Raw genomic sequence first — 17,867 nt, 5'->3', positions numbered from 1 at the left:
CCACCCATCGGCGGACTGGCCGAGACGCCACCGCGCGCCTGGCCGGGTAGGGAGTCGGCAGCACGGGGGAGAACCCCCCGGGGCACCCGCCATCGGGCGCGGCGCCGACCGGGTGCAGTACCGAGAAGGAGCCGCAGGATGCCACGTCACGCGACACCTCGGGGCGCGGGGAGCGAAGACCCGCCACCGCACCGCCGCGCCCCGGCAACCGCGCCCTTCGCCGGTGCGTCGGCCGCGCGACAGTCATCCACCACCCCGCCCACCGACCCTGCAGGATCGGACAGCGTGGCCCGCCCGCTCGACGGCGACGCGATACTCGCCTTCGCCGCCCACTGCGTCACGCCCATGAGACAACAGCGGCCAGATACTGCCAACGGCGGTCACGACGGGTCACCTCTGCTGCGGTCCTGCGTCGGCATCGAGACGGAGTGGTTCGTGGTCGACCCGCGGGCCGTCCACACGCTGATCGCGCCGGAGCGCACCCGGGAGGCTCTGGCCGCCGGCGCGGGTGGAGACGGTTCGGTGCTGCCCGGCGGCAGCCGGATCACCTTCGAACCCGGCGGGCAGCTCGAACTGTCCGGTCCGCCGGCGGACCTGCGCACCGCGATCCGGTCGACCGCCGCCGACCTGCGGCTCGTCCGGGCGGCGCTGGCCGAGCGTGGCCTCGCGATCGTCGGCATGGGCACCGATCCGCTGCGGGCGGGGGTCCGCCAGACCGTCGCGTCGCGGTACGCCGCGATGGAGGAACATTTCCGCACCGGCGGCGGGCGCTCCGGCCCGGCGATGATGTGTTCCACCGCGTCCGTCCAGGTCAACCTGGATCTCGGCGCCACGGTTGAGGACGCGCGGCGGCGGTTCCAGCTCGCGCACACGGTCGGCCCGGTGCTCACGGCGATGTTCGCCGCGTCACCCGCGCTGGCCGGGCGGCGTACCGGCTGGCGCAGCACCCGCCAGGCGATCTGGACCGGCATCGACGCCAGCCGCACCGGCAGCGTGCTCGATCTGGAACCGCCCGCCATCACCGCGGCAACGCACCCCGAATCTCCCGATATTCACCCGCAATCAACGCAAAGTTGCGATAATCCGACGTTCATGGGTGGCTTGGACATACCTCGCACGCATCAATCCCGCGATTCCGCCACCGCCGATCTCGCCGAGCTCTGGGCACGCTATCTGCTGGATGCCCGTCTGATGATGATCGCCGAACCAGGCGACGCGGACGTGCAGGCGCGCGGGGAGCAGCACTTCACCGCGGCGACCGGCGGGCACACCTTCGCCGACTGGCTCGCCGGGCGCGGCCCCGCCAGCCGCCCGCCCACCCTCGACGACCTGCGCTATCACGCGACGACGGTGTTCCCGCCCGTGCGACCGCGGGGTTGGTGGGAGCTGCGCTACCTCGACGCCCAGCCCGGAGACGACTGGCAGGTCGCGGTGGCGGTGACCACCGCGCTGCTGGACGATCCGACCGCCACGGCGGGAGCGGCCGAGGCCTGCGCACCGGTCGCGCGCCGCTGGCCGGCGGCCTCGATGCAGGCGATGGCCGACGAGCCGCTGCGGCGGGCGGCGTTGTGCTGTCTGGAGCTGGCGGCCCACGCCCTGCGCCGGGCGCAGGCCGCGGAGCTCGCGGACGCGGTCGACCAATTCGCCGAGCGCCACACCTTGCGCGGCCGCTGCCCCGCCGACGACCTGTCCGAACGGATCGCCCTGATCGGCCCGGCCGGTCTGCTGCGCGAGGAGGCACACAGTTGCGTTTCGGTCGCCTGACGGAGAATCCGACGACCGCCGGGGCCGCCGCGTCCGCCCAGGCCGCCGAGGAGAGCGAGTCGCCATCGGTGCCGCTCACCGTGGACGCCGTCGCGCGGGCGCTGGAGCGGGTCCGGCGGCGCTCGCTGTCCTACACGGACATCGACGACGACGAGCTCGTCCGCCAGCACTCGCCGCTCATGTCGCCGCTGGTCTGGGACCTCGCGCACGTCGGCAACTACGAGGACCTCTGGCTGGTGCGCGCCCTCGGCGCGGCGGCGGCCACCCGGGCGGGCCTGGACGACGTCTACGACGCCTTCCGCCACGACCGGGCCAGCCGGGTGCGCCTGGCCCTGCTCGGCCCCGAGGCCGCCCGTGCCTACCTGCGCGAGGTCCGCGGGCGCACCCTCGACCTGCTCGACCGGCTCGCCCCGCTCCCTGATGGTGGCCACCGGCGGCTGCTCGCCGACGGGTTCGTGTACGCGATGGTCGTCCAGCACGAGCACCAGCACGACGAGACCATGCTCGCCACCCACCAGCTGCGCACCGGCCCGCCGCTGCTCGCGCCGGGCGCCCCGGCTCCGCCCGGGCGCGAGGTGGCGCATCGGGAGGTGTTCGTGCCCGCGGGGCCGTTCACGTTCGGCACCAGCACCGACCCGTGGGCCTACGACAACGAGCGACCCGCCCACCAGGTGAACCTGCCGGCGTTCTGGATCGACACGCTGCCCGTCGGCAGCCGCGCGCAGATCGCGTTCATCGAGGACGGCGGCTACGACGACGAGCGGCTGTGGTCGCCGGCCGGCTGGCAGTGGCGGCAGCGGGAGGGGCTGACAGCGCCGGCGTTCTGGTGGCGCGACGGCGGCACCTGGCTGCGCCGCCGGCTGGGGCACGTCGAGCCGGTGCCCCTTGACGAGCCAGTGCAGCATGTCTGCTGGTACGAGGCGCAGGCGCACGCCCACTGGGCCGGCCGGCGGCTGCCCACCGAGGCCGAATGGGAGAAGGCCGCCGCCCACGACCCGGCCACCGGACGTTCACGGCGCTATCCGTGGGGAGACACCGATCCGACGCCGGACCGTGCCAATCTGGGGCATCGCACGAGCGGCCCGGCCCCGCTGGGGGCCTATCCCGCGGGCGCGAGTCCCTGCGGAGCCGAGCAGATGATCGGGGACGTGTGGGAATGGACCGCGAGCGGATTCACCCCTTACCCGGGCTTCCGGTCCCATCCCTACCGCGAGTACAGCGAGGTCTTCTTCCCCGCGCCGGGGGAGGAGTCGGCGTTCCGCGTGCTGCGCGGCGGCAGCTGGGCGACGGACGGCAGCGCCGTGCGCACCACCTTCCGCAACTGGGACTATCCGATCCGGCGGCAGATCTTCGCCGGCTTCCGGCTGGCCCGCGACGCGGACTAGGTCACCGACCGTCTCGCTCGCGCCGCCAGGTCCCTGGCCCCGTGTGGAAGGAGCGGCCGGTGTGCCGTCATCTAGCCTGGCTCGGAGCGCCCCGCACACTGGCGGCGCTGACCACCCAGCGCCCGTTCAGCCTGCTGCGCCAGTCCTGGTCACCGCGCCGGATGCGGTACGGCACGATCAACGCGGACGGATTCGGTGTCGGCTGGTACGCCCCGGACCTGCGGGCCGCGCCCGCCCGGGTGCGACGCGCCGTCCCGATGTGGACGGACGCCTCCTACGCGTCGATGGCGGGCGTGATCGCGTCGGGGTGCGTGCTGGCGGCGGTGCGCGGCGCGAGCCTCGGCATGCCGGTGGAGGAGACGGCCACCGCGCCGTTCACCGACGGCGTGCGGCTGCTCAGCCACAACGGCCGGGTCGATCCGGCGGCCGCGCGGGCGCTGCTCGCCGAGCGACCGGACTCCGGGCCACCCGACTCGACCTGCGACTCGGCGCTGCTCGCGGCGCTCGTGTTCGAACGGGCCGGCAAGAGCCCGCTGCCCGACGCGGTCGCCGATGTCGTGACGTCCCTGGGCCAGGCGGCTCTCGCGGGCCGGCCCGGCTCGCTCACCCCATGGGCCGGCGACTGGACGGACGGTCACGAGCCCGCCCCACCCGGCGGGACAGCCCGGCTCAACCTGCTGGTGACCGACGGATCCCAGCTGGTGGCGACGACCTGGCGGGACACCCTCGTCTACCGGATCGAGCCGGACGGCGTGCTGGTGGCGAGCGAACCAGACGACGACAAACCGGGCTGGGTCGACGTTCCGGACCATCACCTCCTGGTGGCCGACACGCACCAAGTCACTCTTCGTAGTTTGATCTCCTAGTACGATTACCGTGGGTTGCACAATGTCGATGGAGGGCGCCACGATGACACCGAGGACCCCGACGACCGCCCCCGCCGGGACGGCCACCCCCACTGATTCCGCCGACGCCGCGATCCGCGCCGGCCAGCTCCGCACGGACGACGCCGGATCCCGCCTCACCCTGGAGCGGCATGTCCGTGACACGGACCGCGCGGTCGCGCTCGCCCGCGACGTGGTCACCGGGCTGACATCCATCCCTCGCGCGCTGCCGCCGAAGTGGTTCTATGACGCGACCGGCGGCATGCTCTTCGACGAGATCACCAGGTTGCCGGAGTACTACCCCACCCGGCGGGAACGGGCGATCCTCGACCGGCACGCCGGCGACATCGCCGCCGCCTGCCCCGCCGACACCCTCGTCGAGCTCGGCTCCGGCACGTCGACGAAGACCAGGCTGCTGCTCGACGCGCTGCGCGACGGCGGCAGCCTGCGCCGGTTCGTCCCGTTCGACGTCGACGAGCAGACACTGGCTCGCGCGGGCCAGGGCCTGCTCGCCGCCTACCCGGACCTCACCGTGCACGCGGTCGTCGGCGACTTCGAACGCCACCTCGGACGACTGCCCGCGGGCGGCCGCCGCCTGGTCGCCTTCCTCGGCGGCACGATCGGCAACATGCGCCCGGCCGTCCGCACGGAGTTCCTGCGCACGGTGCGCGCGCAGACGGCCCCGGACGACGCCCTGCTGCTCGGCACGGACCTGGTCAAGGATCCCGACCGGCTGGTGGCCGCCTACGACGACGGCGCCGGGGTGACCGCCGCCTTCAACCGCAACGTGCTCACCGTGATCAACCGGGAGCTCGGCGCCGACTTCGACGTCCGCGGCTTCGCCCACATCGCGCTGTGGAACGCGGCCGACTCGTGGATCGAGATGCGGCTGCGGGCGGTGCGCGACCAGCGGGTGAGCATCGACGCCCTCGCCCTCACCGTCGACTTCGAACGCGGCGAGGACCTGCTCACCGAGATCAGCGCGAAGTTCACCCCCGACCGCCTCGACGCGGAGCTCGCCGCCGCCGGCTGGGCGACCGCGCAGCGCTGGACCGACCCCGACGGCGACTTCGCCGTGACGCTGGCGACGCCGTCCTCCCACCCGGTCGCCGCGCCGATCTGAGCCGTCAGCCGTCGAGCAGGGTGACGTCGCGGGCGGCACCGGTGGACGCGGAGGTCGCCATCGCCGCGTAGGCACGCAGCGCCGCGGACACCGAACGCTCCCGCTGCGCGGGCCGGTAGCCGCCGGCGGCCTCCAGCTCAGCGCGCCGGCGGCCCAGCTCCTCGTCGGAGACGAGCAGCTCGAGGCGCCGGGTGGGGATGTCGATCTCGATCGTGTCGCCGTCACGGACCAGCGCGATCGTGCCGCCGTGCGCCGCCTCCGGTGACACGTGGCCGATCGAGAGGCCGGAGCTGCCGCCGGAGAACCGCCCGTCGGTGATCAGCGCGCACTTCGGGCCGAGGCCGCGGCCCTTGAGGAAGGCGGTCGGGTAGAGCATCTCCTGCATGCCCGGCCCGCCGCGGGGTCCTTCGTAGCGGACGATGATCACATCGCCGGCCTGCACCCGCTTGGTGAGGATCGCGTCGACCGCGTCCTCCTGGCTCTCGACGACGAGCGCCGGCCCGCGGAACGTCCACTGGCTCTCGTCCACCCCGGCCGTCTTGACGACCGCGCCGTCGACGGCGAGGTTGCCGAACAGCACGGCGAGGCCCCCCTCGGCCGAGTACGCGTGCTCGGCCGAGCGGATGCAGCCGTTCTCGGCGTCGGTGTCGAGCGCTTCCCAGCGGTTGGTGGAGCTGAACGGCTCGATCGTGCGCACGCCTCCCGGCGCCGCGTGGAAGAGCTCCACGGCGTCGGGCGACGGGTTCGGGCCGCGCACGTCCCAGCGGTCGAGGAACTCACGCAGGCTCGCGGCGTGCACCGAGTGGGTGGCCGGGTCGAGCAGGCCGGCCCGGTCCAGCTCACCGAGGATCGCCGGGATGCCGCCGGCGCGGTGCACGTCCTCCATGTAGTACCGGGTGGAGCTCGGCGCGACCTTGCACAGGCAGGGCACCGTGCGGGAGATCTGGTCGATGTCGGCGAGGCTCACGTCGACGCCCGCCTCGACGGCCGCGGCGAGCAGGTGCAGCACGGTGTTCGTCGAGCCGCCCATCGCCACGTCCACGGCGAACGCGTTGCGGAACGCGGCCGCGGTGGCGATCGAGCGCGGCAGGACGGCCTCGTCGTCCTTCTCGTAGTAGCGCCGGGCCAGGTCGACGACGAGCCGGCCGGCCTCGACGAACAGCTCGCGGCGGGCGGCGGCGGTGGCGAGCGTGGAGCCGTTGCCCGGCAGCGACAGCCCGATCGCCTCGGTCAGGCAGTTCATCGAGTTCGCGGTGAACATGCCCGAGCAGGATCCGCAGGTGGGGCAGGCCGACCGCTCGATCGTGGCCAGCTGGTCGTCGGAGACGTCCGGGCTCACCGCCGCGGACATCGCGGTGATGAGGTCGAGCTTGGAACGGGCCGTGCCCTCCGAGATCACCGCGTTGCCGGACTCCATCGCCCCGCCGGAGACGAACACGGTCGGGATGTTGAGCCGCAGCGCCGCGAGCAGCATGCCCGGGGTGATCTTGTCGCAGTTGGAGATGCAGACCAGCGCGTCCGCGCAGTGCGCGTTGACCATGTACTCGACGCTGTCCGCGATGAGCTCCCGCGACGGCAGCGAGTAGAGCATCCCGCCGTGCCCCATCGCGATGCCGTCGTCGACGGCGATCGTGTTGAACTCGCGCGCGACCCCGCCGGACTCGGCCACCGCGCCGGCCACCAGCTCACCGAGGTGACGTAGGTGCACATGGCCCGGGACGAACTCGGTGAAGCTGTTCGCGACGGCGATGATCGGCTTGCCGAAGTCGTCGTCGGTCATGCCGGTCGCCCGCCACAGGGCGCGGGCACCGGCCATGTTCCGGCCGTGCGTGGTCGTGCGGGAGCGTAGAGCGGGCATCTCGACCTCGGGACATCACGTCGGCGTCGCCGCGGCGGAGCTCGCCGACGGCGGTTATCTGGTGATGAGTCGACGGTACGCCACACCGTCGGTGTGTCCCCGGCGCGGCCGCGCCCCGACTGGCCGTGGCGCCGCCCGCGTCGGGGAACGTGCCCGGTCAGGAACCCTGGTCGGGCTCGCGGGGCGGCGTGTCGTCCGGCGAGCCCGCCTCCGGCGGGTCGACGGGCGCCTTCCCCGGGGGCGGCGCGGCCCAGGGGTAGCCGGCGATCCGGCGGCCAGCGCCGGATCCAGAGCCGTCGCTCGGGCCCGGCTCGCCAGGGTCGCCCGGGCCGGGCCCGATGTTCTCCGCGCCGCGCGGGGCGCCTCCCGCCTGATCGCTGGCAGCGCCGCCCCACTGCGGCGGCTCCGCCAGCGGCCCCGCCCGGTTCGGCGTGGGCGGAGCCGGCAGCTCGTCGAAGTTCGGCGGGTAGTCCGGAATGGGCGGCAGATCCTCGAGTGGGGGCAGTTCTCCCGACGGATCCGGGTCAGACGGCCCGCCGCCCGACCCGGACGACCGGTCGAGGCCCGACGGCCCGGCGGTTGTCCCGGCGCCCTCTGTCGGCGTCGCCCGCCCAGACGGTGGCCCCGGCGGGGGACCGCCCGGGTCGACCGGCGGTTGCCCCGGCTGCCCGCCGGACGCCCCGGGTGGCGTCGGCTGGCCCGGACCACCCGGCTGGCCGGGCCGCGCTGGAGAGGCCTGGCCAGAATGCGCCTGCGGACCTGGGTAGGCGTGTGGCCCCGGCGGGACCGGTGGGCCCGGGTAGGCATGCGGTCCCGGATACTGCGGCTGGCCGGGATACTGCGGCTGGCCCGGATACTGCGGCTGGCCAGGGGGAGTCGGCTGGCCAGGATGGCCGGATGCGGTCGGCGCCCCAGGCTGGCCCACGTGTCCGGGATAGCCGGGGTGGCCAGGCTGGCCCGGATAGGCCGACTGGCCTGGGAAGGCCGACGCGACGGGGCCGCCGGGCATCGCGCCGGGGACCCAGCCTCCGGCCTGGTTCCAGCCACCGGCCTGCCCCTGGAGACCAGGCTGACCTGTCGCCGGGGGGATCTGGGAGTTCGGTGCCTGCCCGTCCCGGCTCGCCTGCGCCACCGTGCGGGTGCGTTTCGGGCGGCGGCGGCGCCACTGGTCCCGGATCACCCACACCAGGCCGAGTGACGCCATCGTGCCGGCGAACGGCCCGACCCATGCCCGGACGAGGAGCAGGTAGAAGGTCAGGACCGCGGTGAAGACGTAGCCGGTGACGAAGAACGCGAACGGCCGGATCCGGAACTGGCTGATCCTGTCCCGCAGCAGGATCGCCGGGAAGACCCAGATCAGGAAGCCGAAGAAGCTCGCCGCGACCGGGGCGATGAACAGGTATCCGAAGAACGCTTCCATGGTCAGGGGTCCAGGCGCTCGGTGCGGATCAGACCGGGTCGGGTCCGGGCGGGATGTCGACCCCGTGGGACACCGACGGTGGTTCGGCGAAGTAGGGGCCGAGCGCGGCGCGCCAGCGCACGAACCGCTCGGACTCCCGGAAGTTCTTCAGGTGGCTGTCCAGCGTGTCCCACTCGACGAGCAGCACGTAGCTCGACGACGATTCCACACCGCGGGTCAACCGCGCCGCACGGCATCCCGGCGTGCCCACCAGCTCCGCACGGATTCCCCGGTAGGCGGCCTCGAACTCGTCCTCGGTGCCGGGGCGCACCTCGAACCTGGCGATCTCCAGCACCGCCACGTCGATCCCGCCGCCGCTCGCGTCCTCACTCACCAGGCCGCCTCCTCGCTGGTTCGGGGGGCTCGTGCTGTTTCTCGGCCCGCCGCCGGGCCCCCGGCCGTGCGCAGCCCGTCCCCCGCCAGGCCACACGGTCGATGTGCCCAGTGTGTCACCGCCGGGCGGCGATCGGCGGCGGTGCCCGCGGATTGCGGGCCCCCCGTTTCGTGCGTCCGCGGTCAGTTCGCCATGTCGACGAAGCGGGAGTAGTGCCCCTGGAAGGCGACGGTGACGGTACCGGTCGGGCCGTTTCGGTGCTTGGCGATGATCAGGTCCGCCTCGCCGGCCCGCGCGGACTCCTTCTCCACGGCGTCCTCGCGATACAGCAGGATCACCGCGTCGGCGTCCTGCTCGAGGCTGCCGGACTCGCGCAGGTCCGAGACCTGGGGTCGTTTGTCGGCGCGCTGCTCGGAGGCCCGGTTGAGCTGCGAGATGGCGACCACCGGCACCTCCAGCTCCTTGGCCAGCAGCTTCAGCGACCGGGAGATCTCGCTGACCTCCTGCTGGCGACTCTCCACCTTCTTCGGTGACGACATGAGCTGCAGGTAGTCGAGGATCACGAGACGCAGCTGGTTGCGCTGCTTGAGCCGCCGGGCCTTCGCCCGGATCTCCATCATCGTCAGGTGCGGGCTGTCGTCGATGAACAGCGGCGCCTCCGCCACCTCGCCCATCCGCCGGGTCAGCCGCGACCAGTCGTCCTCGGAGAGCCGGCCGGTGCGGATGTTCTGCAGCGAGACCCGCGCCTCGGCCGACAGCAGCCGCATGGTGATCTCCATCCGGCTCATCTCCAGCGAGAAGATGACCGACGTCATCCCGTTCTTGATCGACGCCGCCCGCGCGAAGTCCAGTCCCAGCGTCGAGTTGTGCGTCGGGATGCACGAGATGCCCGCCAGGTACAGGTGGTCGGCGTTGTCCACTTCCACGCACCGGACGGGCACGGAGGCGATCGGCCGGACTGCGGTGATGTACCGGAGGCCCACGGTCGGGTGCCCCGTCGGCCGTAGCCGGTCGGCCTTGCGCGTGAGGCGGAAGACCTGCTCCTGGGGCGCGAAATTGATCATGTAGCAGGTTGAGCTGGCGGCGGAAGCGCCCTGCACCCGCTTCGTCGTCACGGACGCGCGGTATCCCAGAGAAAGGATGAGTTCGTGCGTGTCGCGGGCAAGACGTTCGTTGGTGACGGCGAACTGCACGGTCGTCCCGTTGGACGCCACCGTCCCATCCGTGTCCAGCAGACCTGCGAGGAGATCGCGCCGCTGCTGCTCATCGGCCCGCAGGTACTGAAGCGGAATGTGCTTGTCACCCAGCACGCCCAGCGTGCGCAACTGCGTCTGCAGCGTGCCGGACTCGGCGTGACAAGAGCCGCAGCGCGGGCCGTAGCTGGTCACACGCCCACCGCAGCCCACGCACGTCCGCGCAGGTAGCGGCTTCGCGAGGAACCGCAGCTTGCCCCCGCAGGACTGGCCACAGGTGCGCACATGCGGCATGCGGTTGGCGAAGGTGCGACCGCACACCATGCACGACCGCTCCTCCACGGCGGTCTGGCGAAGCCGCAGTGAGTACCGGTACTTCACCGTCGCGCTCGCCACGACGTCGTAGCCCCGGCTTCGGATCTCCGCAGGAATGTCCGGGTCGGCGGATGTCAGCTGGGCACAGCTCGAGGTCCCGTCGCCGAGCCAGGCGCCGAGCAGGTACGGATCGATCGGAAGGTTCACCGTGGGCAACGCGAACGGCCTGGCCACGCGAACGGCGTGGTTGTGGCGACGATCCGCGGTCGAGCAGTGGAGCGTGCGCGCGATCTCCTCCGTCGTCACGGGCCTGCCGCCCGCCGCGGTGCCAGGGCAGGACGTCCGCCCGGCGGCGACGCGACGATCCGCCCGGGTCTCGGTGACCCACTGGTGCTGTGCGTCGGCCACCAGCACGGAGCCGTCGGAGAACTCCACCTCGTAGCACGGGCGACCGACCATCACCTCGGTCGCCGCCACGACCCGGGTGGGCTGGCCGTCGGCACCGATGAGCCGGTCGCCGACGGCGACCCTGCCCATCGTCGTCCACCCTGTCGGCGTCGCCAGCGGAGTGTCGAGTGCGAGAGCCTTCCCGACGGCCGGGCGGGCGGCGACGATCCACAGCTGGCCGCCGTGCAGGCCGTTGGTGAGCTCGTCGAGGTCGGTGAAGCCGGTCGGCACGCCCGTCAGCGCGCCGTCGTGGCCCTCGATCGACTCGATCTCCTCGAGTGCCGGGTTGAGCAGGTCGCCGAGCGGGGCGTAGTCATCGTTCGTGCGCCGCTCGGTGACGTCGTAGACGGCGGCCTGCGCCCGGTCGACGACCTCGCTGACGTCCGGCGCGGCGCCGTAGGCGAGCTGGACGATGCGCGTCCCCGCCTCGGCGAGGCGACGCAGGATGGCCTTCTCGGCGACGATGTGGGCGTAGTAGCCGGCGTTCGCCGCGGTCGGCACGCTGGAGATGAGCGTGTGCAGGTATCCCGCGCCGCCCACCCGCTCCAGCGCGTCCCGGCGGCCGAGCTCGGCGGCCGCGCTGATCACGTCGGCCGGCTCGCCCCGCCCGTACAGGTCGCCGATGACCTCGAAGATGAGCCCATGGGCGGGCCGGTAGAAGTCCACCATCCGCAGGACCTCGACCACGTCGGCGATCGCGTCCTTGGACAGCAGCATGCCGCCGAGCACGCTCTGCTCGGCCGGCAGGTCGTGCGGCGGGGTGCGGTCGAACTCCTCGGCGCCCCCGACGCCACGCGAGATCTCGGTGACGCTCACGACGCACCTCCTGGCTGTCCCACGCGGTCTCGACCTACCGCGTGATCTGGCTGTCCCGCGATCCCAGTTTCGAACGCATGTTCGTACACGCCCGAGCGATCGTCAACGGGCCACGCCGCGGTGGACGCCGGCGACGCTCCCGGCACGTCGATTGGCTCCCCAGTTTGGAGGGTCCGACCCTACGGACCGGCAGCCACCCCCGCCAAGAAGTTATCCACAGGCCCTTGTGGAAAAGCTGTGGGTAACGGCCGAGAAGCTGGGGAGAAGCTAGGGACAGACGCGCACTACCTGTGGATAGTGCTGGCCTTACGGCGCGAGAACCGCGGGTTCCCAGAGCTCCGTTCGAGACGTCGCCTGTGGACAACGAGTCGAAGAAAAAACTTTTCGGCGACCTGCCGGGCGCGTAACGCGAACTCCCCCGGTCCCGCCACCGTGACGATGGGTGGGAGCCGGGGGAGTTCGTCGACCAGTCGGCGGCACGGAGCCCGGCGGATGGCCGGGCGCCGGGCCGCCACCGCGCTGGCCCGCGGTTTTTGCTACGCCTTGCGGACCTGGACCTTCAGCGACGCGGTCACCTCGGGGTGGAGGTGGACGGCCACCGTGTAGGCGCCGAGCGACTTGATCGGCGTGGTCAGCTCGACGCGGCGCCGGTCGAGCTCCGGACCGCCGGCGGCGGTGACGGCGTCGACGACATCGGCCGCCGTGACCGAGCCGAACAGCCGGCCTTCCTTGCCCGCGCGGCTGGCCAGCTCGACCTTGAGGCCGCCGAGCTGACCGGCGATCTCGTTGGCGTGGTCGAGGTCGCGCACCGCCCGGGCCGACCGGGCCCGCTTGATCTGCTCGACCTGGCGCTCCGCGCCCTTGGTCGCGAGGATCGCGTACTGGCGGGGCACCAGGTAGTTGCGCCCGTACCCGTTCGCGACCTCGACGATGTCACCCGGGCTACCGAGGCCGGGGACCTCCTGGGTCAGGATGAGCTTCATCGCGCCACCCCCTAGCGAGCCGAGGCGGTGTAGGGCAGCAGCGCCATCTCGCGGCTGTTCTTCACCGCCGTCGCCACGTCGCGCTGGTGCTGGCTGCAGTTGCCGCTGACCCGGCGGGCACGGATCTTGCCTCGGTCGGAGATGTACTTGCGCAGCAGCGACGTGTCCTTGAAGTCGATGTACTCGACCTTGTCCTTGCAGAAGACGCAAACCTTCTTCTTCGGCTTGCGCACGGCCGCCTTGGCCACGGATGTGCTCCTACCTCGTTGTGCCGTCCTCGATGACGACGACCGGCCGCTCAAAACGGAGGCTCGTCTGAGTAGCCACCGGCCGGCTGCTGCGACCAGGGGTCATCGTTGGGGGCGCCGCCGCCGTAGTTGCCGCCGGACGGCGCTCCGGCCGGGGCACCGGCCGGGGCACCGGCGGGCGCGCCGTAGCCGCCCCCACCACCGCTGTAGTTGCCGCCGCCGCCGGAACCGGAACCGCCGCCCCCGTTCCCGCCGCCGAAGCCGCCTCCGCCGCCGCCACGGGCGGCGCGGACGACCTTGGCGGTCGCATAACGCAGGCTCGGGCCGACCTCGTCGACGTCAAGCTCGATGACGGTGCGCTTCTCACCCTCGCGGGTCTCGAACGAACGCTGCTTGAGCCGGCCTGTGACGATGACCCTGGCTCCCTTCTGCAGGGACTCGGCGACGTTCTCCGCGGCCTGCCGCCAGACGGAGCAGCGCAGGAACAGCGCTTCGCCGTCCTTCCACTCGTTGCTCTGACGGTCGAGCGTGCGCGGAGTTGAGGCGACGGTGAAGCTCGCGACGGCCGCGCCGTTCGGCGTGAACCGCAGTTCAGGGTCGCCTGTCAGGTTGCCTACGACGGTGATGACAGTCTCACCGGCCATGGGCGCCCTCCCAGCTCTCGGCGGTCCGCGACGACGGGCGAACCGCCGTCAGCCCGGACCGGGTCATGCCGCCGCCCGGCGGCTCTGACGGGGCTTCTTCGGCTCGGGGAGCCGGATGACCTTCGTGCGCAGGACCGACTCGTTCAGGACGAGCTGCCGGTCGAGCTCGGCGACGATGGCCGGCTCCGCGTGCAGGTCGATGACCGCGTAGATGCCCTCGTGGTTCTTCGCGATCTCGTAGGCGAGCCGGCGGCGACCCCAGATGTCGACCTTCTCCACCACGCCGCCGCCCTGACGGACGACACCGAGGTACTGGTCGATGGACGGCGCGACGGTGCGTTCCTCGAGGTCAGCATCGAGGATCACCATGAGCTCGTAATGGCGTGCCAAGGGTGAACCCACCTCCTGTGGACTCAGGCGGCCACGGATCTTCCGTGACAGGAGGAACCGCGCTCCGGTCCTGCGCCGCCGCGAACGCGCTCGACGCCGACCACCCGGCTGGGGATCGTCCGCGAGCACATCCGGACGATCATCAGTACACTGCGCCCGACCGCGGCCAGGCCGACCGATCCCGGTGATCGATCAGCGGCTGACCAGCGACGAACACGTGCGCCGGCGCACGGCATGTCCCGGCGAGTCTACTCGATCCCGCCTCGGTCCCCGGGCGCGCCCACCGTCAGGACCACGCGCAGCCAGGCGGTGCCGACCCCGCCCAGCAGGACGAGATCCACCGTGACCAGCAGGCCCCGCAGATGCCGGGACGGTGCCGGATCGGCCAGTGCCAGCCCGAGCAGCACGCAGGCCAGTGCGAGCGCGCCCGCCGTCAGCAGCGGGGCGACGCCCCGCGGCCCGGACCTCGGCGCTCCGTCCCCACCGCGGGCCCCCGCCGCGTCCCCGGCCCTCACCGCATCGTCCTCCACCGTCACCGTCACCGTCAGCTCAGTCGACCCACTGCCCCTGGGTGAAGGCGACGACGAACGCCGCCATCACCGGCGCGCACAGACAGACATACACCGGTGCCACCCAGGATCGGCGCGCCGCCACCCGGGCGAACAGCAGGTACAGCGGGAAGGCGACCAGGATTGCGCGGATGCCCGAGGCGTAGTAGTTCGTGCAGGCCATGATCGTGGTCATCACACCGACGAAGGTCGCCTCTCCCCAGCGCCTGCCCACCAGCAGGGCGATCGTCAGCGCCACCCCCACGACCACCGCGAGCAGTTCGCCGCGAAAGAACCAGACGAAGGTCGACGCCCCGTTGCCGTCCGTCGCCGACGACCAGGTGGCCGCCCACCCGGACCAGGGCCAGTCCGTCCAGCGGTGCCAGCCGTCGTGCATCGCGTCCGTGTACGCGCCCCAGCCGCCCGTGCGCACCCGCAGATAGCAGAGATAGGCGACGACGGGGATCGGCGGCAGGGCCAGCGACAGCGCCGGCCATGCGACGACGGGTCGCCCCGCGGCCCGCCGGCCCACCACGTACTGCACGGCCAGCGCCACCCCGAAGGCGACGCCGCTGATCCGCGCGGAGGCGGCGCCCGCGCCGAGCAGGCCGGCGAGCCACCAGCGCTGCCGGCGCGCGGCGAGCCAGGACGCTGTCGCGAACGCCAGGAACACTCCCTCGGAGTAGGCGGCGAACAGGAACACCGCGTAGGGGAAGCAGATCAGGCCGACGACGGCGACCCGGGCATCGCGCTCCCCGACCTCGTCCGCCGCGAGCTGCCACAGGGCGGCCACGGTGACCACGCCGGCGAGCAGGGAGACGACAAGACCGGCGGCGATCCAGTCCCGGACGACCAGATGGGCGAGCCTGATCGCGATCGGCAGTCCGGGGAAGTCGACCTCGGTCCGGTCCGCGTACGCGGGGGACAGGTAGCCGTACCGGGCGACCTTGGTGAACAGCCCGACATCCCACCGGTCCCACAGCGTGCGCAGGCCCGGCGCGGACCGGGCCGGCCCGGTGGTCAGCGCGCGGGCGGCGGCCAGCGACAGCAGCGCCACCGCCACCCGGCTGCCCAGCCACAGCGGCAGCGTCGCCCGCACGGGCGTGGGCAGCAGCGCCCACCAGGAACGCGCCCGGCCCGCGAGGTCGGATCCGCCGGCGCCGCCGGGATCCGACGCCCGCGACCGCGCGCGGTGCGTCGCGACGGGCGTCGAGCCCGGTCCGGCCGTCGGCTCGGGGATCGCCGGGCTATCCACCGGCGGATCCGTCTCCCGCCGCCGGTGCGCCAGGTCCGTCGCCGTTCTGGTTGCGCGGTCGGAACAGCGCACCCGGTTCGATCGGCGTGAACGTCGGCCGACCGTCCTGCTCGGTTCCAGCTCCGGACCCGGCTCCGGCGTCCTTCGCCGCCCCGGCGCCCTTCGCCTCACTGGTCGCCATGGAGGCGCCGACCAGGAGCGCGCCGGTGTTGGCGGGAAGCTCGTCGTCGCCGCGGGCCCTGGTCGTCCGCCCGCGCCAGCCGCCACGCACGTCGGGTGCGTGGTCCAGGATGCCGCCGGCCGGGTCGTCGATCACGGTCGGGTCGAGGCCGGCGTCCGGCCGGTCCGCGGCCAGCAGGTCGGCGTCGGTGCGGGCGCCGGTGGTGCGGACCACGTCGGCCCGGGGATGCAGGATCTCGCGCACGACGAAGCCGGCCATGACGAGCAGCACGAGGTCGCGCAGGGTCACGGCGCTGACGAACCAGCCCCGGTCGATCCCCCGGCGCCCCTGGGTGTCGTTGAAGATGAAGTGCATGAAGCGGGTGAACAGCACCCACGCCTCGCACAGCTGCCAGAGCAGGAACAGCCGCCAGCGCGGGCGGGCGAGCGCCACCAGCGGCAGCAGCCAGATCGTGTACTGCGGCGAGAACACCTTGTTACTCAGCAGGAACGCCACGACCAGCAGGAACAGCACCTGCGGCAGGCGTGGCCGGCGCGGGGCGAACCAGGTCAGCAGGCCGATGCCGATCACCGCGACCACGAGGGTCGCGCCGGTGATGACGTTCAGCGTGCCGACGGGCAGGCCATGGTCCCGGATGCCCTGCAGCACCAGCGGCACCGCCACGGCGACGGTGCCGAAGACGGCGGCGGCCAGGGCGACGGCGAGGCGGCGGGTGTCGGGGCGGTGCACGATGAGCGCGGCCGCCGCCGCGACGACGACCGCCGCGGTCACCAGGCAGATCACCAGATGCGTCGGCCCGAACCAGGCCGGGTCGTGCCGCTCGGCGAGCCAGGTCGCGCCGAAGGCGATCGAGTCCCAGTCGGCGCCGCGATCGGAGTTGAGATCGACGAAGCGCGCGACGGCGTTACGGGCGCCGTCCGGGCCGCCGCCGAGCAGCCGCAGCCAGTCGCCGCCGTGCCAGAAGGTCACCCAGATGCTGTTGCCGGCACGGTTGTTCTGCTCGTCGAAGTAGCCGGCGACCAGCCACAGCGGCACGATCACCACGACGATGGTGACGGCTGCCGCGGCCACCGCCTTCGCCCATTCCCGCAGCTTCCCGGCGCGCAGGCAGAGAAAGCCGATCCCCACCAGGAACAGCACCGGGTAGAGCTTGGTGAGAATGCCGAGGCCGAGCAGCACTCCGGCCAGCCGTGGCGCCCGGCGGGACCAGGCCAGCAGACCGGCGGCCGCGAACGCGACCGCGATGATGTCCCAGTTCGTCAGCAGGTGCAACGCCAGCGCGGGGGCGAGCGCGAACAGCGCGGCGTCCCAGACCCGCCGGCGCCCGGCGGTCAGTGCCGTGCAGGCCACGGCGACGCACGCGGCCAGCGTGAACAGCAGCGCGGTCAGGTCGTAGAAGACGGCCGAACGCCGGTCCATCGTGTAGTGGTCGAAGACGCGCTGGCCGTTGTCGTCGCGGTAGACGGCCCGCGGGCCGGAGGCGAGCCCCGCCGGCCAGGAGATGAGCTGCATGGCCGCGCCGATCAGCGGCGGGTACTCCGTCGGGTAGTCCAGGTAGGGGATCTTGCCGTCGACCAGCCCCTCCTGGCTGTAGAGAGCGACCACGTCGGAGTAGCACAGGGCGCTGTACTGGTGCTCGTGCGCCCAGTTCCGGGTGTCGCGGCAGCTGGCCTTCTGCGCGTAGCCGAGCACGCAGACGAGGATGACGAAGGCCATCAGCACCCGCAGTGGCGTCAGCCACCCGCGGCCGGTCGCGGCGGCGGCGTGCCCGCCCGGCGGCCCGCCGATGAGCTGGCTCGCGCCCGCGACGACCGGGTCCTCCCGGGCCGGGCTGACGCGGGCGGGAGACGCCGGTGTCGTGGCCATGCCGGCCATTCTCACCCACGGCCTGGACGGATCGGCTCACCAGCGTCCCGATCGGCCGCGGGCGGGCGCCGGCCGTGCGGGCGCACGCCAGCGGCGACAGCCCCCCGGCGCGCGGCCCACGGGTCGGTTCCGGTCACCTGGATCCGGGTCATGACGGTGCGGTGGGGCCGGTGG

General features: G+C 72.8%; 15 protein-coding genes. 4 read left to right on the top strand and 11 right to left on the bottom strand.

All coding sequences use genetic code 11. From position 1 onward, the window contains the following. Positions 1–138: 138 nt before the first annotated feature. From egtA to egtD, 4 genes are read left to right on the top strand one after another with little or no spacing between them, the layout of a single operon-like run. Positions 139–1,764, top strand: coding sequence for an ergothioneine biosynthesis glutamate--cysteine ligase EgtA (gene egtA / locus AC6EXY_RS00515; protein ID WP_499816773.1), 1,626 nt, complete (start codon positions 139–141; stop codon positions 1,762–1,764). Beyond that, complete coding sequence (egtB, locus tag AC6EXY_RS00510) at positions 1,746–3,149, top strand: ergothioneine biosynthesis protein EgtB (protein ID WP_499816772.1); 1,404 nt, start codon at positions 1,746–1,748, stop codon at positions 3,147–3,149. The genes egtA and egtB overlap by 19 nt, the downstream gene beginning before the upstream one ends. 59 nt (positions 3,150–3,208) lie before the next feature. Beyond that, complete coding sequence (locus AC6EXY_RS00505; RefSeq protein ID WP_499816771.1) at positions 3,209–4,015, top strand: class II glutamine amidotransferase domain-containing protein; 807 nt, start codon at positions 3,209–3,211, stop codon at positions 4,013–4,015. Positions 4,016–4,058: 43 nt separating this feature from the next. Beyond that, positions 4,059–5,156 (top strand): L-histidine N(alpha)-methyltransferase, encoded by a 1,098-nt coding sequence (gene egtD / locus AC6EXY_RS00500; protein WP_101833916.1) that lies wholly within the window; start codon positions 4,059–4,061, stop codon positions 5,154–5,156. A 4-nt stretch (positions 5,157–5,160) separates the two neighbouring features. Here the strand turns inward: egtD and ilvD are convergent, their stop codons facing one another. From ilvD to AC6EXY_RS00445, 11 genes are all read right to left on the bottom strand, one after another. After that, on the bottom strand, positions 5,161–7,014 hold the full coding sequence (ilvD, locus tag AC6EXY_RS00495) for a dihydroxy-acid dehydratase (RefSeq protein WP_101833878.1): 1,854 nt from the start codon (positions 7,012–7,014) through the stop codon (positions 5,161–5,163). 157 nt (positions 7,015–7,171) lie between these two features. Beyond that, complete coding sequence (locus tag AC6EXY_RS00490) at positions 7,172–8,434, bottom strand: hypothetical protein (protein WP_101833876.1); 1,263 nt, start codon at positions 8,432–8,434, stop codon at positions 7,172–7,174. A 28-nt stretch (positions 8,435–8,462) separates the two neighbouring features. Beyond that, complete coding sequence (locus AC6EXY_RS00485; RefSeq protein ID WP_423748144.1) at positions 8,463–8,810, bottom strand: antibiotic biosynthesis monooxygenase family protein; 348 nt, start codon at positions 8,808–8,810, stop codon at positions 8,463–8,465. A 179-nt stretch (positions 8,811–8,989) separates the two neighbouring features. Next, positions 8,990–11,578 carry a replicative DNA helicase gene (gene dnaB, locus AC6EXY_RS00480; RefSeq protein ID WP_101833872.1) on the bottom strand — a complete coding sequence of 863 codons (2,589 nt, stop codon included), beginning with the start codon at positions 11,576–11,578 and terminating at the stop codon, positions 8,990–8,992. 536 nt (positions 11,579–12,114) lie between these two features. Next, positions 12,115–12,561 (bottom strand): 50S ribosomal protein L9, encoded by a 447-nt coding sequence (rplI, locus tag AC6EXY_RS00475; protein WP_101833870.1) that lies wholly within the window; start codon positions 12,559–12,561, stop codon positions 12,115–12,117. Between the two features lie 11 nt (positions 12,562–12,572). Beyond that, positions 12,573–12,809: a 30S ribosomal protein S18 gene (gene rpsR, locus AC6EXY_RS00470; protein ID WP_009741495.1), complete on the bottom strand. Its 237-nt coding sequence runs from the start codon at positions 12,807–12,809 to the stop codon at positions 12,573–12,575. A 50-nt stretch (positions 12,810–12,859) separates the two neighbouring features. Further along, the gene (locus AC6EXY_RS00465; protein WP_101833868.1) at positions 12,860–13,453 is read right to left on the bottom strand and encodes a single-stranded DNA-binding protein; all 594 of its coding nucleotides are present in this window, start codon (positions 13,451–13,453) and stop codon (positions 12,860–12,862) included. Positions 13,454–13,516: 63 nt separating this feature from the next. Further along, positions 13,517–13,843, bottom strand: a complete 327-nt coding sequence (gene rpsF, locus AC6EXY_RS00460) for a 30S ribosomal protein S6 (RefSeq protein WP_279354694.1) — start codon at positions 13,841–13,843, stop codon at positions 13,517–13,519. A gap of 248 nt (positions 13,844–14,091) precedes the next feature. Then, positions 14,092–14,385: a hypothetical protein gene (locus AC6EXY_RS00455; protein ID WP_499816769.1), complete on the bottom strand. Its 294-nt coding sequence runs from the start codon at positions 14,383–14,385 to the stop codon at positions 14,092–14,094. Positions 14,386–14,392: 7 nt separating this feature from the next. After that, entirely contained in the window at positions 14,393–15,505 is a 1,113-nt protein-coding gene (locus AC6EXY_RS00450; RefSeq protein ID WP_499816821.1) for a hypothetical protein, read from the bottom strand. A gap of 133 nt (positions 15,506–15,638) precedes the next feature. After that, a complete protein-coding gene (locus AC6EXY_RS00445; protein WP_499816768.1) occupies positions 15,639–17,702 on the bottom strand; it encodes a glycosyltransferase family 87 protein in 2,064 nt (687 codons plus the stop codon). Positions 17,703–17,867: the final 165 nt, after the last annotated feature.

This window comes from Frankia sp. RB5, assembly GCF_059816245.1.
Note: the sequence above shows the minus strand (reverse complement) of the source record. Positions and strands in the feature narration are given on the sequence as shown.

What these genes read in the sequence shown, in the direction of transcription:
- AC6EXY_RS00490 (WP_101833876.1), bottom strand. Translation starts at nt 8,434, where the DNA reads ATGGAAGCGTTCTTCGGATACCTGTTCATCGCCCCGGTCGCGGCGAGC.
- AC6EXY_RS00445 (WP_499816768.1), bottom strand. Translation starts at nt 17,702, where the DNA reads ATGGCCGGCATGGCCACGACACCGGCGTCTCCCGCCCGCGTCAGCCCG.
- rplI (WP_101833870.1), bottom strand. Translation starts at nt 12,561, where the DNA reads ATGAAGCTCATCCTGACCCAGGAGGTCCCCGGCCTCGGTAGCCCGGGT.
- AC6EXY_RS00465 (WP_101833868.1), bottom strand. Translation starts at nt 13,453, where the DNA reads ATGGCCGGTGAGACTGTCATCACCGTCGTAGGCAACCTGACAGGCGAC.
- egtA (WP_499816773.1), top strand. Translation starts at nt 139, where the DNA reads ATGCCACGTCACGCGACACCTCGGGGCGCGGGGAGCGAAGACCCGCCA.
- egtD (WP_101833916.1), top strand. Translation starts at nt 4,059, where the DNA reads ATGACACCGAGGACCCCGACGACCGCCCCCGCCGGGACGGCCACCCCC.
- ilvD (WP_101833878.1), bottom strand. Translation starts at nt 7,014, where the DNA reads ATGCCCGCTCTACGCTCCCGCACGACCACGCACGGCCGGAACATGGCC.